The following is a 15,154-nucleotide window of genomic DNA, read 5'->3' as shown; positions in this document are numbered from 1 at the left end:
AGAAAGACAACATGCAAACAGCAATTGTCCGTCATATTTTAGTCAAAGATAAAGACTTAGCTGAGCAGCTAAAAAAGAAGTTACAAAATGGTGCCGACTTCGCAAAAATTGCCAAGCAATATTCCACCTGTAATTCGGCAAAACGTGGCGGTGAACTTGGCGAAGTCAAAAAAGGACAACTTGTGCCAGTCATCGACAAAGTTGTTTTTACAGCTGCTGAACGTGTTTTACAAGGCCCAATCAAAAGCCAGTTTGGCTATCATCTTTTAGAAGTTAAATTCCGAATGGGCAGCTTACGTTGATTCCATTAATTTAATTATTTTTTTCAAAAGCTTGAGCCTGTGCATTCAGTTGATATGTCCAGGCTTTAACACACTCACCCGACTCTAATTTCACATCTGCAATGACACGCTGGTATTGAAAAGCTTCAAAGTCATCAAGCATTTGCCAGTTTTCAGCAAGTTTTTCTGTACTAAACAAATAACCCTCTACCCAATCCGCTTGCGAATCTAACTCAAGCGCTTTTAAGCCTTTATCTGGTCCCCAATCTAAAATATGAATCACACCGCGTACACTAGCTTTTTCCCAGCTTCCGCCAATCTGCTCTAAAATATGAGCATTGGCTTTATTCGGACATAAAGTGCCATACACAAAAAGCTGATTCATTTATTTATATCCTTTTTACAATGTACGTAGTTGAGCCTATCGGTAGCTTGTCTATTTTATCAATATCTTTAGCCCAGTATAAAATACTAAGTAATAAAAAACGGCACTCTCGGTACCGTTTCCTATTAATTCAGAATATTGTTAAGCTTGCTTTTTCAACTCATCGCGAATTTCACGCAATAACTGAATGTCTTCAGGAGTTGCAGCTGGAGCTTCTGGCTCTTCTTTATTACGACGAAGTTTATTTAATAATTTCACCATTAAGAACACTACCCAAGCCAAAATTAGGAAGTTAATTAAAATGGTGAGGAAATTACCATAAGTTAAAACATTGATACCTGCTTTTTGCAAAGCATCTAAAGATTGCAGATTTGTAGGATTGGATCCTAGAACAATAAATTTCTGCGAAAAATCAACACCACCGCCAGTAATCACACTGATAATTGGCATGATAATATCTTTTACTAAAGAGTCCACGATTTTGCCAAAAGCACCACCAATAATCACACCAATGGCTAAATCCATCATATTGCCTTTAATGGCAAATTCTTTAAATTCTTGAATAATACTCATCTAAACATCTCCAGATGTCGGGGGCCGAAACAGGTCATATTTTTCTTTTTCATTGGCCTCGTATCAAATTAGATAGTACTCGCCATGATATTGATAATTTAATATTTTTATCAAAAAAAAGAAAACTATCTCACACTTTAACAACATATTCTCTTATAAGAAAAATATGATTTTAAGCTTAGTTTAATTTTAAATATAACGATTAAAAAAACCGCTGATCGAAATCAGCGGTTTTTATCATCCGAAGATAAGAATAACTTATTTGTTACGCTTACGTTCGTTTTCAGTCAACCAGCGCTTACGGATACGGATTGACTTAGGTGTTACTTCAACTAATTCATCATCTTCAATGAACTCAAGCGCTTGTTCAAGCGTATATTCAATTGCAGGTACTAAAGTTAAAGCATCATCTGTACCAGAAGCACGTACGTTAGTTAACTGTTTAGCTTTAGTTGGGTTCACCACCATATCGTCTGAACGTGAGTTAATCCCTACGATCATACCTTCGTAAACTTCTAACTGTGGTTTAGCGAATAGACGACCACGGTCTTGCAAGCTGAACAATGCATAGCCAAGGCAAGTACCTTGAACCATAGAAATCAACACACCGTTTTGACGCTTCGCAACAGTACCTTGTTTCATCGGACCGTAGTGAGAGAAGCTTGAAGTCATGATTCCTGTACCAGAAGTCATAGTCAAGAATTCTGAACGGAAACCAATTAAGCCACGTGAAGGTACAGTTGCTTCAATACGGATACGGCCTTTACCGTCAACTTCCATATTTGTCATTTCACCTTTACGGTTACCCATTTGTTCCATTACAGAACCTTGGTGCTGTTCTTCAACGTCAAATGTAACGTTTTCGTAAGGTTCTTGTTTTTCACCGTCAACTTCTTTCAAGATTACTTGTGGACGAGATACGCCCATTTCGAAACCTTCGCGACGCATGTTTTCAATTAAAACTGAAAGGTGAAGTTCACCACGACCAGATACTTTAAAACGGTCTGGACTGTCAGTATCTTCTACACGTAATGCTACGTTGTGAATTAATTCGCGGTCTAAACGTTCACGGATGTTACGTGAAGTAACGAATTTACCTTCTTTTCCTGCAAACGGCGAGTTGTTTACTTGGAAAGTCATTGTTACTGTAGGTTCATCTACAGACAATGGTGGTAAAGCTTCAACATTTTTCGGATCACAAATCGTGTCAGAAATATGAAGTTCATCAATACCTGTAATACATACGATATCGCCTGCTTGAGCAGAATCAACATCAACACGCTCTAGACCGTGGTAACCCATAATTTTTAAGATACGGCCGTTACGTGTCTTACCATCTTTATCAATGACAGTTACAGGTGTATTTAAACCAATTGAACCACGTTGAATACGACCAACACCGATAACACCTACGAAGCTGTTATAGTCAAGTGAAGAGATCTGCATTTGGAATGGACCATCAGCATCAACTGCTGGTGGTTCAACAATGTCAACGATTGTTTGGAATAATGGCGTCATGTCGTCAGCCAATTCTTCTGGAGAAGGACCAGCAACACCACGTAAACCAGATGCATAAACAACTGGGAAGTCTAGCTGTTCGTCAGAACCGCCAAGGTTGTCGAACAAGTCAAATACTTGGTCAATAACCCAGTCTGGACGCGCGCTTGGCTTGTCAACTTTGTTGATAATTACGATTGGTTTTAAACCACGAGCAAACGCTTTTTGAGTTACAAAGCGAGTTTGTGGCATTGGACCTTCTTGAGAGTCAACCAATAACAATACACAGTCAACCATCGACATTACACGTTCAACTTCACCACCGAAGTCGGCGTGTCCCGGGGTGTCGACGATATTAATACGGTATTCTGTATTCGTACGAGCATCGGTCCATTTAATTGCAGTGTTCTTTGCAAGAATGGTAATACCACGTTCACTTTCAATAGCGCCCGAATCCATGACACGCTCAATCTCACCAGCGCGATCACCAAGAGCACCTGATTGTTGAAGTAATTTATCGACAAGTGTGGTTTTCCCGTGGTCGACGTGGGCAATAATTGCAATATTGCGGAGATTTTTGATATCTGACATAGAATTCGATAAGCCTGAAACTTGAGGGCAAATTATACAGAAAAATTATAGATTTTAGTAGTGACAGTTTATTGACATTGACAAAAAAAATTTCCAATAGCCTGTATTTCGTTTTGTAAAGATAGTTATCTCGATTAGAATAGCGCCAATTTGCAAAATTGCGGCGGACCTACACCCATGTCCAATCAACACTCTCAAGACCATTTAGACCTTGTTTATGGTTTAAATGATCGACCAAAACCTTTGATCGCTTTTTTAGCAGCTTTCCAGCATTTGCTTGCGATTATTGTACCAATTGTTACACCTGGCCTTTTAATTTGCTTAGCTTTAGGCGTTTCACCCACCGAAACCAACATGATTTTATCGATGTCTTTGGTGATTTCGGGTATTGCCACATTTCTACAATGTAAAAAAGTTGGTCCGTTTGGTGCAGGTCTTCTTATTGTACAAGGCACAAGTTTTAACTTTATTGGTCCTATTATTGGTATTGGTAGTGCAATGGTGGCTGCTGGAACACCTGTAAACCAAGTTATGGCTGCAATATTTGGTGTGGTCATTGCCGGCTCCTTCATTGAAATGGGTGTTTCGCAAATTCTTCCATGGGTAAAAAGACTCATTACTCCTTTGGTGACAGGTATTGTTGTTCTATTAATTGGCTTAACGCTTATTAAAGAAGGCTTGATTAGTATGGGTGGTGGCTATCAAGCCATGCAAGATCATACTTTTGCAAGTGCAGACAACCTTATTATGTCATGTACCGTACTTGCGATTATTATTGTACTCAATCGTATTCGAGTGGTTTGGATTAAAAGCTCAGCTATTTTAATCGCGCTAGTGATTGGCTACATTCTTGCTGGATTTATGGGACATCTAGATTTCTCTAGTATTAAAGATGCACCCCTCGTACAAATTCCAACACCAATGCATTTTGGTTTGAGCTTCTCATGGGGCTTATTTATTCCAATGGCATTCATTTATTTGGTGACCTCTTTAGAAGCCATTGGTGATGTGACAGCAACCAGTAAACTTTCTAACCAACCCGTTAATGGTCCTGAATGGATGAAACGCATTAAAGGTGGTGTATTAGTGAATGGTGCAAACTCTTTACTCGCTGGATTATTTAACACTTTCCCAAGTTCTGTTTTCGCTCAAAATAATGGTGTAATTCAACTCACTGGCGTGGCTAGCCGCTATGTAGGTATCTGGATTGCTGGATTACTTATTTTATTAGGTCTATTTCCTGCGGTAGCTGGTGTTATACAAGCAGTTCCTCAAGCAGTTTTAGGCGGCGCTGTTATGGTGATGTTCGGTGCCGTGGCTGCATCAGGCATTAATATTCTTTCATCTATTCACCTTGATCGCCGAGCATTATTAATTATTGCCATCTCACTTGCATTAGGTTTGGGTGTTGCTCAAGTTCCTCAAATTTTAGAGCATCTTCCAGAATTATTTAAAAATATTTTTAGCTCTGGTGTGGCAACAGGTGGTATAGCAGCATTAATTTTGAATGTTGTGCTTCCTGAAACGCATAAATAACTAACTTTTAATTTTGATTACTGCCCAGCTCCCACTGGGCATTCTTCTTCATGAGAGATGTACATGGATCCTAGAAGTGAAGTGGTATTAAGACAGCAAGACTATTTAAAAGGTAGTATCTTGTTAATTAATGCACCGAATGATGCCTTAGTCAGTCAATTACCAGCTGGGACTGATGCGTCAGTCTGGACATGGAACCATGCCGACTATCAAGGATTTATAAATAGTGGAACAAAAGCTCACTTCTCAGTTGAGTTTCCCTCACAAGAATTCGACCAAGCAATTATTTTTGTTCCAAAATCTAAAGAACTCTTAAATTACATATTACATGTAGTGATGAGCCATCTTAAAACCAATCAATCGGTTTTTTTAGTCGGTGAAAAAAAAGGTGGCGTAGAAAGAGCTGCCAAACAATTACAAAGCTTTGGCAAAGTACTAAAACTTGATAGTGCACGTCATTGTCAGCTATGGCACTTAAAGATTGAGAAAACGGAACAAATTAAACCTCTAGAAAAATGGCTTAAAACCTATACTGTTCAGGTTAATGAACAAGAGCTTACGATTTGTGCCCTTCCCGGTGTTTTTAGCCAAAATCATCTAGATGTCGGAACTGCTGTTTTACTCCCTTATCTTAATCAGGTGAAATCAGGTAGAATTGCCGACTTCGGGTGTGGTGCTGGAATTATCAGTTGCTATTTGGCAAAAATAAATTCAAGTAATATTATTCATGCCCTAGATATTGATGCTTTCGCTTTACGGTCAACGGAAATGACTTTTAGTCGAAATGGAATAGGTTCAGACCAGTTGAGATTGCAGCCTGTGATAGGTATTGCAGACGCTCCAACAGAACTCGATGCCATTGTCAGTAATCCTCCTTTCCATCAAGGTATTCATACCAACTATGATGCAAGTGAAGGACTCTGCCAAAACGCTAAAAAACATTTAAAGGCATCAGGTGAGCTATGGATTGTAGCAAACCGTTTTTTAAACTATCCGATCTTAATTGAGAAGCACTTTGGTCAGTGCCAGATTAAAACTGATCTTCAAGGCTTTAAGGTGTTATATGCCTGTGCATAACAAACTATGTAAGGAATCTCCATGAGCGAAACACATGCTCCTGAAAAACTCCAGCGTAAGCTTGGGGCTCGTCATCTGAATATGATCGCCATTGGTGGTTCCATTGGTACAGGCCTCTTCCTTGCTTCTGGATCGACCATTGCAAATGCTGGCCCGGGTGGAGCACTACTCGCCTATTCTCTTATTGGTATTATGATTTACTTCTTAATGACCAGTTTAGGTGAACTTGCAACCCATAATCCAACTTCTGGAGCTTTTTTTACATATGGTAGTCGTTATGTCGAAGAAGGCTTTGGTTTCGCTTTAGGTTGGAACTATTGGTATAACTGGGCAATTACAGTTGCATTCGAACTTGTTGCAGTTCAGTTTATTATGAAGTTCTGGTTCCCTGATATTCCAGGGTTTTACTGGAGTGCGCTGTTCCTCATCGTAATTTTTGCAATCAATGCCATGACAGTAAAAGGATTCGGCGAAAGCGAATTCTGGTTCTCTATGGTAAAAGTGATCGCAATCGTTGCCTTTATTATCATTGGCTTAGCCATGATCATTAAGATTATGCTAACTCCAGGTGTCGCAGCTTTTGGAAACTGGACCTATAAAGAAGCACCTTTTGTTGGTGGTTTACAGGCCATGATCGGTGTAGCAATGATTGCCGGATTCTCCTTCCAAGGCACTGAAATGGTGGGGGTTGCTGCTGGTGAATCTAAAGATCCAAAGAAAACGATTCCACTTGCAATCAAACAGATTTTCTGGCGAATCTTATTATTTTATATCTTATGTATCTTCATTATCGGCACACTCATTGCCTATGATGACCCAAATTTATTACAAGCTGCTACCACTGAAAATGTTGCTCTTTCTCCTTTTACATTGCTCTATGAAAGAGTAGGTTTTGCTTTTGCAGCTGGTTTAATGAATGCTGTCATTCTTACTGCTATTTTGTCAGCAGGTAACTCAGGCATGTATTCATCAACTCGTATGTTATTTAAAATGGCTCAGGAAGGTCGTGCACCAAAGTGGTTTGCAAAACTTGATGGTCGTGGCGTTCCAATGAATGCACTATATGCCACTACATTTATTGCCGCTTTTTGTTTCTTGACAACCTTTATTGGTGAAAAACAAGTCTTTAACTGGCTACTTAATATGTCAGGGATGTGTGGTTTTATTGTCTGGCTGGGCATTGCTATTTCACACTATCGTTTCCGTAAAGGCTATATTGCTCAAGGATATAAATTAGAAGATTTAGCTTACCGCGCCAAATTTTTTCCATTTGCCCCTTGGTTTGCCTTTATTCTCTGTTCAATCATCATCTTAGGGCAGAACTATCAAGCCATTTTAGGTGGAAAAATTGACTGGTTAGGCCTACTTTCAACTTATATTAGTTTGCCATTATTCTTAATTATTTGGTTAGGCTATAAGTGGAAAAATAAAACTAAACTGATCGCTTACGATCAAATGAATGTGAAGCCAGAGCAAGACTAAGAATCGGTAATTTAAAGTAAATCAAAGATCAAAAGCTTGATCTTTGATTTAAAAAGCGTAAAATGCCGTTCAGATTTTCAACGGCGCTTTTAAATAAGGAGGACATCATGCCAACACTACAAGGTAAAACAGATTAAATAATTTGGCACGATGTCAGCTCACGGACAAGTGTACAAATTCACTTCACTTGTCCGAATGCTCAAATTTAAGACCTAGCATTCGCTAGGTTTTTTTATGCCTGCTCGGACAAAAATAAGAGAAAAATTATGGGCATACAAAAAATATTAAATGAGGAAGCACTTTACGGTGTTCCCGTTAAAATTTTCACTCAAGATATAGATAGTGAAAGTATCGAACAACTCAAGAAAATGGCTCAACTGCAATTTATCTACTCACATATTGCTGTTATGCCAGATGTTCACGTAGGAAAAGGCGCGACTGTAGGCAGTGTTATTCCAACTAAACATGCCATTATCCCAGCAGCAGTCGGTGTAGATATTGGCTGTGGAATGAATGCAATTCGCTTAAGCCTAAAGGCCTCGCAATTGCCTGATAACTTAAGTCGTTTACGCGATGCAATCGAACGTAAAGTACCAGTCGGATTTGCTTTGCATAAACAAGTTAAAGCAAAAGCTTCAAGCATTATTCCGCTTGAAAAACGCTTAAAGCCTATTATCAAAAAGCATCCTGGACTTGTTCGAATGCTTCGACAATTTGATGCAACATGGCAAAAGCAACTTGGTACTTTAGGTGGTGGCAATCACTTTATCGAATTATGTATTGATGAAAATCAAGACGTATGGGTGATGCTACATTCAGGTAGCAGAGGGCTGGGTAACGTTATTGGTACTTATTTTATTGAATTAGCCAAGAAAGAAGCTCAGCATCGTTTTGGTCACGTACCTGATAAAGACTTAAGCTATTTTGCCGAAGGCTCAAACAGCTTTGATGATTATGTAGAAGCTGTAGAGTGGGCTCAAGAATATGCTTTTGAAAATCGCAAGGAAATGATGCGTTTAATTTTAGAAGCGATTCGCCCTCTTCTACCCTCTTTTCAAATGACCAAAGAAGCTATTAATTGTCATCATAATTATGTAAGCCGTGAAACACATTTCGGTGAAAGTTTACTAATTACCCGAAAAGGTGCAATTCGAGTAGGCTTAGATGAATTAGGCATTATTCCAGGCTCAATGGGAGCACGCTCTTATATCGTCAGAGGTAAAGCAAACCCTGAGTCATTTTGTTCTTGTTCTCATGGAGCAGGTCGCAAGATGAGTCGAAGCAAGGCAAAAACTCTTTTTAACCAGCAAGATCTTATTGAACAAACCCAAGGTATTGAATGCCGCAAAGACAGTGGTGTTGTTGATGAAATCCCAAGTGCTTATAAAGATATTGATGAAGTCATGGCAAATCAGGCTGACCTCATTGAAATTGTTCACACACTTAAACAAGTTTTATGTATTAAAGGTTAAAATATGAAAATTAAAGAAATGTCAAAAATCAAAGTCCGTAATCAAGTGGCGCTTTCCCCTTTACTTCATAAAGGTGGAATGCATGAAACGGAGAAACCTCGTGCTCAACATCGTAGAGATAGACAAGATGCTAAACAGCAATTGAGAAAAGGTGATTGGTAAATAATTTAGACCAAGATCGAAAGTAATTATTATTAAGGAGACATAGAAATGACTAAATATTTTAAAAATCGCAATAAAAAAAGCGACTCTAACGAGTCGCTTTTTTACTGTTCAAGAACTCAAATTATTGAGCTGCTGCAGGAGCTGCCGCTTCTTGACCAGGTTGAACAACTACAGTACGGCTACCAGTGATTGTCGCGAATACACGACGGTTCATAGCACGACCTTCTTTAGTTTTGTTGTCAGCAATCGGTTGATCCCAAGCGAAACCTTGAGTAGACAAACGAGATGCATCAACGTTGTATTCGTTTACAAGAGCTGATTTAACAGAGTTAGCACGAGCTAAAGATAAACGTTCGTTTAACTTACGTGGACCAGTGTTATCTGTGTGACCTTCGATACGTGCAGTAGCGTTAGGGTATTCAGTTAACTTCTCAGCAACTTTAGCGATTTCTGGCTTGTATTGGTCTTTGATGTTTGACTTGTTAGTATCAAAGAACACACGAAGTTCCATGTTAAGGTCTTCAGTTAACTCTTGTGGTTGTGGAGCAACTGGAGTTGGTTCAACTGGAGCAACTTCTACTACTGGAGCAGCAGGCTTCAAGTGACCACCAAGAACTACGTTTAAACCAGCAAGAGCTGTATAACGCCAGTATTTCTCATCAAAATCATAAGTACCACGAGCTTCAGTACGAAGTGATAATGCATCATTCAAACGATAGAAAGCACCTACACCAGCATTACCGATTGTATCTTTCTTGTCTTCATAGATACCATCAAACTCAGTTTTAGTTTGACCAGCACCTAATAATACGTACGGCTTAAATTTGCTGTCGTAGTTCTTAGTAATCAAATCTGAAGTTGCGTAGAAGTTACCAGCAACAGTTTTTTGTTTATATTCAGCACCAGCTACGCCAGTACCATCAAGATCACCTTTAACTTGGTTATATTCAGCTTCGAAACCTAACCAAGGAGTTAATTCAACACCTAGTGCAGCACCAACGAATAAATCATCTTGTAATTCAGCATGACTAGTTAATTTATCGTTGTTGTGGTCACTATCCTGCCAAGTATAACCTACCAATAAAGGGGTAACAGTTACGCCAGCATTAGCAGCAGCTAAAGGTGCAGCGACAAGCATAGCAAGTGCAATACGACTCAATTTCATGGATATCCTCCAGAGATAACAATTGTTGTTCAAGCTCAGCCTAAATTTATTGGCCCCTGAGATATTTTCACCCCAGTATTATTTTTAAGCTATTCACATTTGAATCATACAAACACTTGATAGACTTTCCAAGTGCTTGATAATTTTAATCAAGTAAATTATTGACAAAATTACTTACAATTTCCGTTGTAATTCGGTAATTTTTTACTCAACTAGCAAATATGAACAACTTCTTTCTTTCGCTTAGGGTGATTTTACCAGTATTCTAGCGTCCTGATAACCTTTATTTAATTTTGTGTTTCCTCATTATAAAAAGTCATATAAATCATTGATAGAACGCATAAAATCAAAATATTTCTTTATATATTAAGGAATTTTAATGTTTAAATCTCCTGGTTTCACATTGATGGAACTCACTATAACGCTCGCAATTCTTATGATTATGTTCACCCTAGCCCTTCCTTTATACCACCAATTTATGGCTTCAATGGAATTAAAAAACACGCCTCAACTACTCACAATTCATATACAAAAAGCTAAATACGACGCAATTCTACGACATAAGAGTGTCGTACTTTGCCCAAGTGTTGATTTGTCTATATGTAATAGTAATTGGCATACAAGGCTTATAAGCTTTGTAGACACAAATCATAATCTACAAAGAGAAAGCGACGAAGAAATATTAACCAATATTGAACTTAATCATCATTATGGTTCTTTGAAATTTCAAAAATTCGGCAAAAAATTAAATAGTATCGTATTTCAGGGAGATACCGGACTTCCACGTGAGTCTAACGGCAGTTTTACTTATTGTTCTTATAATCAGCTTAAAAATTTTAAATTAGTTCTTAGCAAAATGGGGCATGTACGCTTAGAAGAACTTCAAAATTGTTAGAACTCTACAGTCTAATACAGAATCCAAGCCATCCCCCATTTTGCAATATACTGCTTAAGTTTTAATGTTTTCTTAATTTGAGATAAAGAACAATCGGAGATTACAACAATGACTGATATCGTAATTGTTAATGGTGCTCGTACTGCCATGGGTGGTTTTCAAGGATCACTATCAGGACTTACAGCGCCTGAATTAGGTGCTGTAACGATTAAAGAAGCAATCGCACGAGCAGGTTTACAACCTACTGATGTCGAAGAAGTCATTATGGGTTGTGTTCTTCCTGCTGGCTTAAAACAAGGTCCTGCTCGTCAAGCAATGCGCAAAGCTGGCTTACCTGATTCCACAGGTGCTGTGACGATTAATAAGCTTTGTGGCTCTGGTATGAAAGCCGTGATGCAAGCAACCGACATGATTAAAGCAGGCAGTGCTGAAATTGTTGTTGCCGGCGGCATGGAGTCTATGACAAATGCACCTTATGTTTTACCAAAAGCACGTGCCGGCTATCGTATGGGCCATGGTGAAATTAAGGATCACATGTTTCTTGATGGACTTGAAGATGCTGAAACTGGTCGTCTAATGGGTTCTTTTGCTCAAGATATGGCAAATACTCGTGGCTATACACGCGAGCAAATGGATGACTTTGCAATCCGCTCTTTGAAACGTGCTCAAACAGCAATTAACGAAGGTTATTTCAAAGATGAAATAGTTTCGGTTACCGTGCCTAGTCGCAAAGGTGATGTCATTGTTGATCAAGATGAACAACCTTTAAATGCAAAGATCGACAAAATTCCTTCACTTAAACCAGCTTTTGCAAAAGACGGTACAATTACCGCAGCAAACGCAAGCTCTATTTCCGATGGCGCATCTGCATTAGTATTAACCTCAAGTGAGGTTGCTACTCAACGTGGTTTACAGCCACTGGCAAAAATTATTGCAACAGCTTCAAACTCTCAGCATCCTTCAGAATTTACAATTGCTCCTGTTGGCGCTATTGAAAAAGTTCTTAAAAAAGCGGGTTGGAATGCGCAAGATGTTGACCTGTGGGAAATTAACGAGGCTTTTGCCATGGTTACCATGTGCCCAATTGATGATTTCAAACTTGATGCTGAAAAAGTCAATATTAATGGTGGTGCTTGTGCATTAGGTCATCCAGTAGGTTCTACAGGTTCTCGTATTATTCTTACGCTGATTCATGCACTAAAACGTACTGGCGGTAAAAAAGGTGTTGCAGCACTTTGTATTGGCGGTGGTGAAGCAACAGCCGTTGCGATTGAACTTATTTAATTAAAATTAACTATTTTAAAATCCCACTTCGGTGGGATTTTTTTATGAAAAAACTACAAAAAATGACCCACAAAATCACTTTTAAGTTTTAACTTATTCTTTTAAACGAAAACAACAATGGACAATAACAATGCAACTCAATCACTACCTCAATTTCCAAGGTCAGGCAGAGCAAGCCTTTAATTTTTATAAATCAGTTTTTGGTGGCGAGTTCGCCATGTTGAGTCGCTATGGTGATATGCCACCATCAGAAGGTGTGACATTATCTGAAGCGAACAAAAATCTGGTTCTTCACGTTTCTCTACCTATCAATGAATACACTGTACTTATGGCATCAGATACAAATGATCAATTCTGTGCGCCTAACAGTGTTTTTACCCAAGGCAATAATCACTACATCGCAATTAATCTTGAAAAGGACGAGCAAGAAAAAGCTAAACAACTTTTTGATGCGTTGTCTGTTAACGGTCAAATTGAAATGCCTCTAGAAAAAACGTTCTGGGGTGCATTATACGGAGCGTTTACCGATCAATTTGGTATAAAGTGGATGGTTAACTGCCAACTTGATACATAATTTTCAATATAAAAAATCCCGCAAGTTGCGGGATTTTTTATTTCAGGATTTATTGAGCACCTGTTTGATAACTCGCTTCTGGCACACCAGTTGAAGCTTGATATGGATTGGTAAAGTCTTGCAAACCTGCCGCAGCTTCTTGTACGTCTTTGCCTTCTTTTACGACAAAGCTATCAAAACCAGAACGCTTTAAGTAGTTTAAAACATCCTTAAACACATCACCTATTGCTCGCAGTTCACCTTGGAAACCTTGGCGACGTAATAGTGCAGCAAATGAGTAACCACGCCCATCACCAAAGCCAGCAAATTCAATAAAGATTGCATCAAGTTCATTTAATGGAAATGTATGATCTTCAGGTGAATCATTCACAGTTACATACAAAGCTTTTTTGCCTTGAACATTAGCTAATTGGTCTAGTTGAGCTGTTGTTACCACAACATCACCTTGAGGAACTACACCATCTTCAGCAATGATTTGATAAGTATTATCTGCAATCGTGCCATCTTTATAAAGCACTGGTAGAGCTGTATTAAGCATATGCACGCTCCTTAAATGGTTGAATTCCTACACGGCGATATGTATCAACAAAACGCTCACCTTCAGTACGCAAATCAAGATAAGTATTTAATACTTCCTCAATTACATCAGGCACAGCATCTGCTGCAAATGATGGTCCTAAGATGTCACCGATTGATGCATCATGGTCAGAATTACCACCTAATGTAATTTGGTAGAATTCAGCGCCTTTCTTATCTACACCTAAAATACCGATGTTACCTACGTGGTGATGACCACAAGCATTCATACAACCAGAAATATTTAGATCTAAATGACCAAGATCATAAACTTTATCTAAGTCATCAAAACGACGTGTAATTGCTTCAGCAATTGGAATTGATTTCGCATTTGCAAGTGAACAGAAATCACCGCCCGGGCAACTAATAATATCGGTAATAAAACCAATATGTGCACGTGCCATATTTTGTTGCTCAAGCGCTTGCCATACATCGAACAAATCTTTTTGAGGCACATCTGCCAAAGCAATGTTTTGTTCATGAGTTGTGCGAAGTTCACCGAAAGTATATTTATCAGCAAGGTCTGCAATAAAGTTCATTTCTTCGGTGGTTATATCACCCGGTGCAATACCTGCACGTTTTAGAGAAATCGTAACAATACGATAGCCCTTCACTTTATGCGCATGCGTGTTGATATTGAACCATTGCTTGAATTTTGGATGCTCAGCAAATAAAGCAGTGAAGTCTTCATCTGCCAAATCTTGATAGTCAAATGGAATGAACTCTTCATCCAATTTTTTCAAGATTTCTGGCTGAATTCTTAATGATTCACGTGTATGTTCAAATTCAGCTTCAACTTTCTGTGCAAACACTTCAGGAGTTAATGCTTTAACAAGAATTTTGATACGTGCTTTATATTTGTTATCACGACGGCCATGCAAGTTATAAACACGTAGAACCGCTTCTAAATAAGCAATTAAATCTTCACGCGGTAAAAACTCACGAATAACGCTACCAATGATTGGAGTACGGCCTAAACCACCACCAGCCATAATTTTATAGCCGATTTCACCCGCTTCATTACGCACGATGTAAACACCAATATCGTGGAATGCAGTTGCCGCACGATCTTTTTCTTCAAGCGCAGAAACTGCGATTTTGAACTTACGTGGCAAGAATGCAAATTCTGGGTGGAATGTACTCCACTGACGAATCAATTCACATGTTGGACGTGGGTCTGCAATTTCACCAGCAACTACACCTGCATATTGGTCAGTTGTTGTGTTACGAATACAGTTACCACTGGTTTGAATAGCATGCATTTGTACAGTTGCAAGTTCAGCCAAAATATCTGGCACATCTTCAAGTGCAGGCCAGTTCAACTGGATGTTTTGACGTGTAGATACGTGTGCATAACCACGGTCATAAGCAGTTGAAACTTCAGCAACTTTACGTAATTGCTTAGAATTCATTAAGCCATACGGCACAGCAATACGCAGCATAGGCGCATAGCGTTGCACATATAAACCATTTTGCAAACGTAACGGACGATATTCATCTTCAGAAAGTTTGCCAGCTAAATAGCGTTCAGTCTGATCGCGGAACTGAGCAACTCGTTCATTAACCAGCTGCTGGTCGAAATCGGTATATAAATACATGGC

15 protein-coding genes are annotated in these 15,154 nt (G+C 38.9%); 9 read left to right on the top strand and 6 right to left on the bottom strand.

The features are described from left to right. The first annotated feature begins 11 nt into the window (after positions 1–11). Complete coding sequence (locus AOLE_RS03155) at positions 12–302, top strand: peptidylprolyl isomerase (protein WP_005309756.1); 291 nt, start codon at positions 12–14, stop codon at positions 300–302. Between the two features lie 10 nt (positions 303–312). Here AOLE_RS03155 and AOLE_RS03150 read toward each other — a convergent pair whose 3' ends face one another. From AOLE_RS03150 to typA, 3 genes are all read right to left on the bottom strand, one after another. After that, entirely contained in the window at positions 313–666 is a 354-nt protein-coding gene (locus AOLE_RS03150) for a gamma-glutamylcyclotransferase family protein (RefSeq protein ID WP_013196894.1), read from the bottom strand. A 141-nt stretch (positions 667–807) separates the two neighbouring features. After that, entirely contained in the window at positions 808–1,239 is a 432-nt protein-coding gene (mscL, locus tag AOLE_RS03145; protein WP_013196893.1) for a large conductance mechanosensitive channel protein MscL, read from the bottom strand. Between the two features lie 258 nt (positions 1,240–1,497). Continuing rightward, positions 1,498–3,327: a translational GTPase TypA gene (typA, locus tag AOLE_RS03140; protein ID WP_004789229.1), complete on the bottom strand. Its 1,830-nt coding sequence runs from the start codon at positions 3,325–3,327 to the stop codon at positions 1,498–1,500. Between the two features lie 177 nt (positions 3,328–3,504). Between typA and AOLE_RS03135 the strand changes: the two genes are divergently transcribed. From AOLE_RS03135 to AOLE_RS20460, 5 genes are all read left to right on the top strand, one after another. Further along, complete coding sequence (locus AOLE_RS03135) at positions 3,505–4,863, top strand: uracil-xanthine permease family protein (protein ID WP_013196892.1); 1,359 nt, start codon at positions 3,505–3,507, stop codon at positions 4,861–4,863. 63 nt (positions 4,864–4,926) lie between these two features. Next, entirely contained in the window at positions 4,927–5,940 is a 1,014-nt protein-coding gene (locus AOLE_RS03130) for a methyltransferase (protein ID WP_013196891.1), read from the top strand. Between the two features lie 21 nt (positions 5,941–5,961). Further along, on the top strand, positions 5,962–7,422 hold the full coding sequence (locus AOLE_RS03125; RefSeq protein WP_004789223.1) for an amino acid permease: 1,461 nt from the start codon (positions 5,962–5,964) through the stop codon (positions 7,420–7,422). Between the two features lie 266 nt (positions 7,423–7,688). Then, on the top strand, positions 7,689–8,894 hold the full coding sequence (locus AOLE_RS03120) for an RtcB family protein (RefSeq protein WP_013196890.1): 1,206 nt from the start codon (positions 7,689–7,691) through the stop codon (positions 8,892–8,894). A gap of 3 nt (positions 8,895–8,897) precedes the next feature. Beyond that, a complete protein-coding gene (locus AOLE_RS20460; protein WP_013196889.1) occupies positions 8,898–9,056 on the top strand; it encodes a hypothetical protein in 159 nt (52 codons plus the stop codon). A gap of 124 nt (positions 9,057–9,180) precedes the next feature. On the opposite strand, the gene omp38 is transcribed toward AOLE_RS20460, so the two are convergent. Then, positions 9,181–10,224 carry an outer membrane protein Omp38 gene (omp38, locus tag AOLE_RS03115; RefSeq protein WP_009389439.1) on the bottom strand — a complete coding sequence of 348 codons (1,044 nt, stop codon included), beginning with the start codon at positions 10,222–10,224 and terminating at the stop codon, positions 9,181–9,183. A gap of 379 nt (positions 10,225–10,603) precedes the next feature. Here omp38 and AOLE_RS03110 point away from each other — a divergent pair, with 379 nt between their 5' ends. The 3 genes from AOLE_RS03110 (at position 10,604) to AOLE_RS03100 (ending at position 12,977) form a co-directional block, all read left to right on the top strand. Then, positions 10,604–11,119 carry a GspH/FimT family pseudopilin gene (locus tag AOLE_RS03110; RefSeq protein WP_013196888.1) on the top strand — a complete coding sequence of 172 codons (516 nt, stop codon included), beginning with the start codon at positions 10,604–10,606 and terminating at the stop codon, positions 11,117–11,119. Between the two features lie 108 nt (positions 11,120–11,227). Further along, positions 11,228–12,403, top strand: a complete 1,176-nt coding sequence (locus AOLE_RS03105; RefSeq protein WP_013196887.1) for a thiolase family protein — start codon at positions 11,228–11,230, stop codon at positions 12,401–12,403. Positions 12,404–12,533: 130 nt separating this feature from the next. Beyond that, complete coding sequence (locus AOLE_RS03100; RefSeq protein ID WP_009389331.1) at positions 12,534–12,977, top strand: VOC family protein; 444 nt, start codon at positions 12,534–12,536, stop codon at positions 12,975–12,977. A 49-nt stretch (positions 12,978–13,026) separates the two neighbouring features. On the opposite strand, the gene AOLE_RS03095 is transcribed toward AOLE_RS03100, so the two are convergent. Continuing rightward, the gene (locus AOLE_RS03095) at positions 13,027–13,515 is read right to left on the bottom strand and encodes a DUF934 domain-containing protein (RefSeq protein ID WP_013196886.1); all 489 of its coding nucleotides are present in this window, start codon (positions 13,513–13,515) and stop codon (positions 13,027–13,029) included. Next, complete coding sequence (locus AOLE_RS03090) at positions 13,508–15,151, bottom strand: nitrite/sulfite reductase (RefSeq protein ID WP_013196885.1); 1,644 nt, start codon at positions 15,149–15,151, stop codon at positions 13,508–13,510. Before AOLE_RS03090 ends, AOLE_RS03095 begins: the two co-directional genes overlap by 8 nt. Positions 15,152–15,154 lie beyond the last annotated feature (3 nt).

This window comes from Acinetobacter oleivorans DR1, assembly GCF_000196795.1.
Taxonomy (GTDB): Bacteria; Pseudomonadota; Gammaproteobacteria; order Pseudomonadales; family Moraxellaceae; genus Acinetobacter; species Acinetobacter oleivorans.
Note: the sequence above shows the minus strand (reverse complement) of the source record. Positions and strands in the feature narration are given on the sequence as shown.

What these genes read in the sequence shown, in the direction of transcription:
- AOLE_RS03155 (WP_005309756.1), top strand. Translation starts at nt 12, where the DNA reads ATGCAAACAGCAATTGTCCGTCATATTTTAGTCAAAGATAAAGACTTA.
- AOLE_RS03150 (WP_013196894.1), bottom strand. Translation starts at nt 666, where the DNA reads ATGAATCAGCTTTTTGTGTATGGCACTTTATGTCCGAATAAAGCCAAT.
- mscL (WP_013196893.1), bottom strand. Translation starts at nt 1,239, where the DNA reads ATGAGTATTATTCAAGAATTTAAAGAATTTGCCATTAAAGGCAATATG.
- typA (WP_004789229.1), bottom strand. Translation starts at nt 3,327, where the DNA reads ATGTCAGATATCAAAAATCTCCGCAATATTGCAATTATTGCCCACGTC.
- AOLE_RS03135 (WP_013196892.1), top strand. Translation starts at nt 3,505, where the DNA reads ATGTCCAATCAACACTCTCAAGACCATTTAGACCTTGTTTATGGTTTA.
- AOLE_RS03130 (WP_013196891.1), top strand. Translation starts at nt 4,927, where the DNA reads ATGGATCCTAGAAGTGAAGTGGTATTAAGACAGCAAGACTATTTAAAA.
- AOLE_RS03125 (WP_004789223.1), top strand. Translation starts at nt 5,962, where the DNA reads ATGAGCGAAACACATGCTCCTGAAAAACTCCAGCGTAAGCTTGGGGCT.
- AOLE_RS03120 (WP_013196890.1), top strand. Translation starts at nt 7,689, where the DNA reads ATGGGCATACAAAAAATATTAAATGAGGAAGCACTTTACGGTGTTCCC.
- AOLE_RS20460 (WP_013196889.1), top strand. Translation starts at nt 8,898, where the DNA reads ATGAAAATTAAAGAAATGTCAAAAATCAAAGTCCGTAATCAAGTGGCG.
- omp38 (WP_009389439.1), bottom strand. Translation starts at nt 10,224, where the DNA reads ATGAAATTGAGTCGTATTGCACTTGCTATGCTTGTCGCTGCACCTTTA.
- AOLE_RS03110 (WP_013196888.1), top strand. Translation starts at nt 10,604, where the DNA reads ATGTTTAAATCTCCTGGTTTCACATTGATGGAACTCACTATAACGCTC.
- AOLE_RS03105 (WP_013196887.1), top strand. Translation starts at nt 11,228, where the DNA reads ATGACTGATATCGTAATTGTTAATGGTGCTCGTACTGCCATGGGTGGT.
- AOLE_RS03100 (WP_009389331.1), top strand. Translation starts at nt 12,534, where the DNA reads ATGCAACTCAATCACTACCTCAATTTCCAAGGTCAGGCAGAGCAAGCC.
- AOLE_RS03095 (WP_013196886.1), bottom strand. Translation starts at nt 13,515, where the DNA reads ATGCTTAATACAGCTCTACCAGTGCTTTATAAAGATGGCACGATTGCA.
- AOLE_RS03090 (WP_013196885.1), bottom strand. Translation starts at nt 15,151, where the DNA reads ATGTATTTATATACCGATTTCGACCAGCAGCTGGTTAATGAACGAGTT.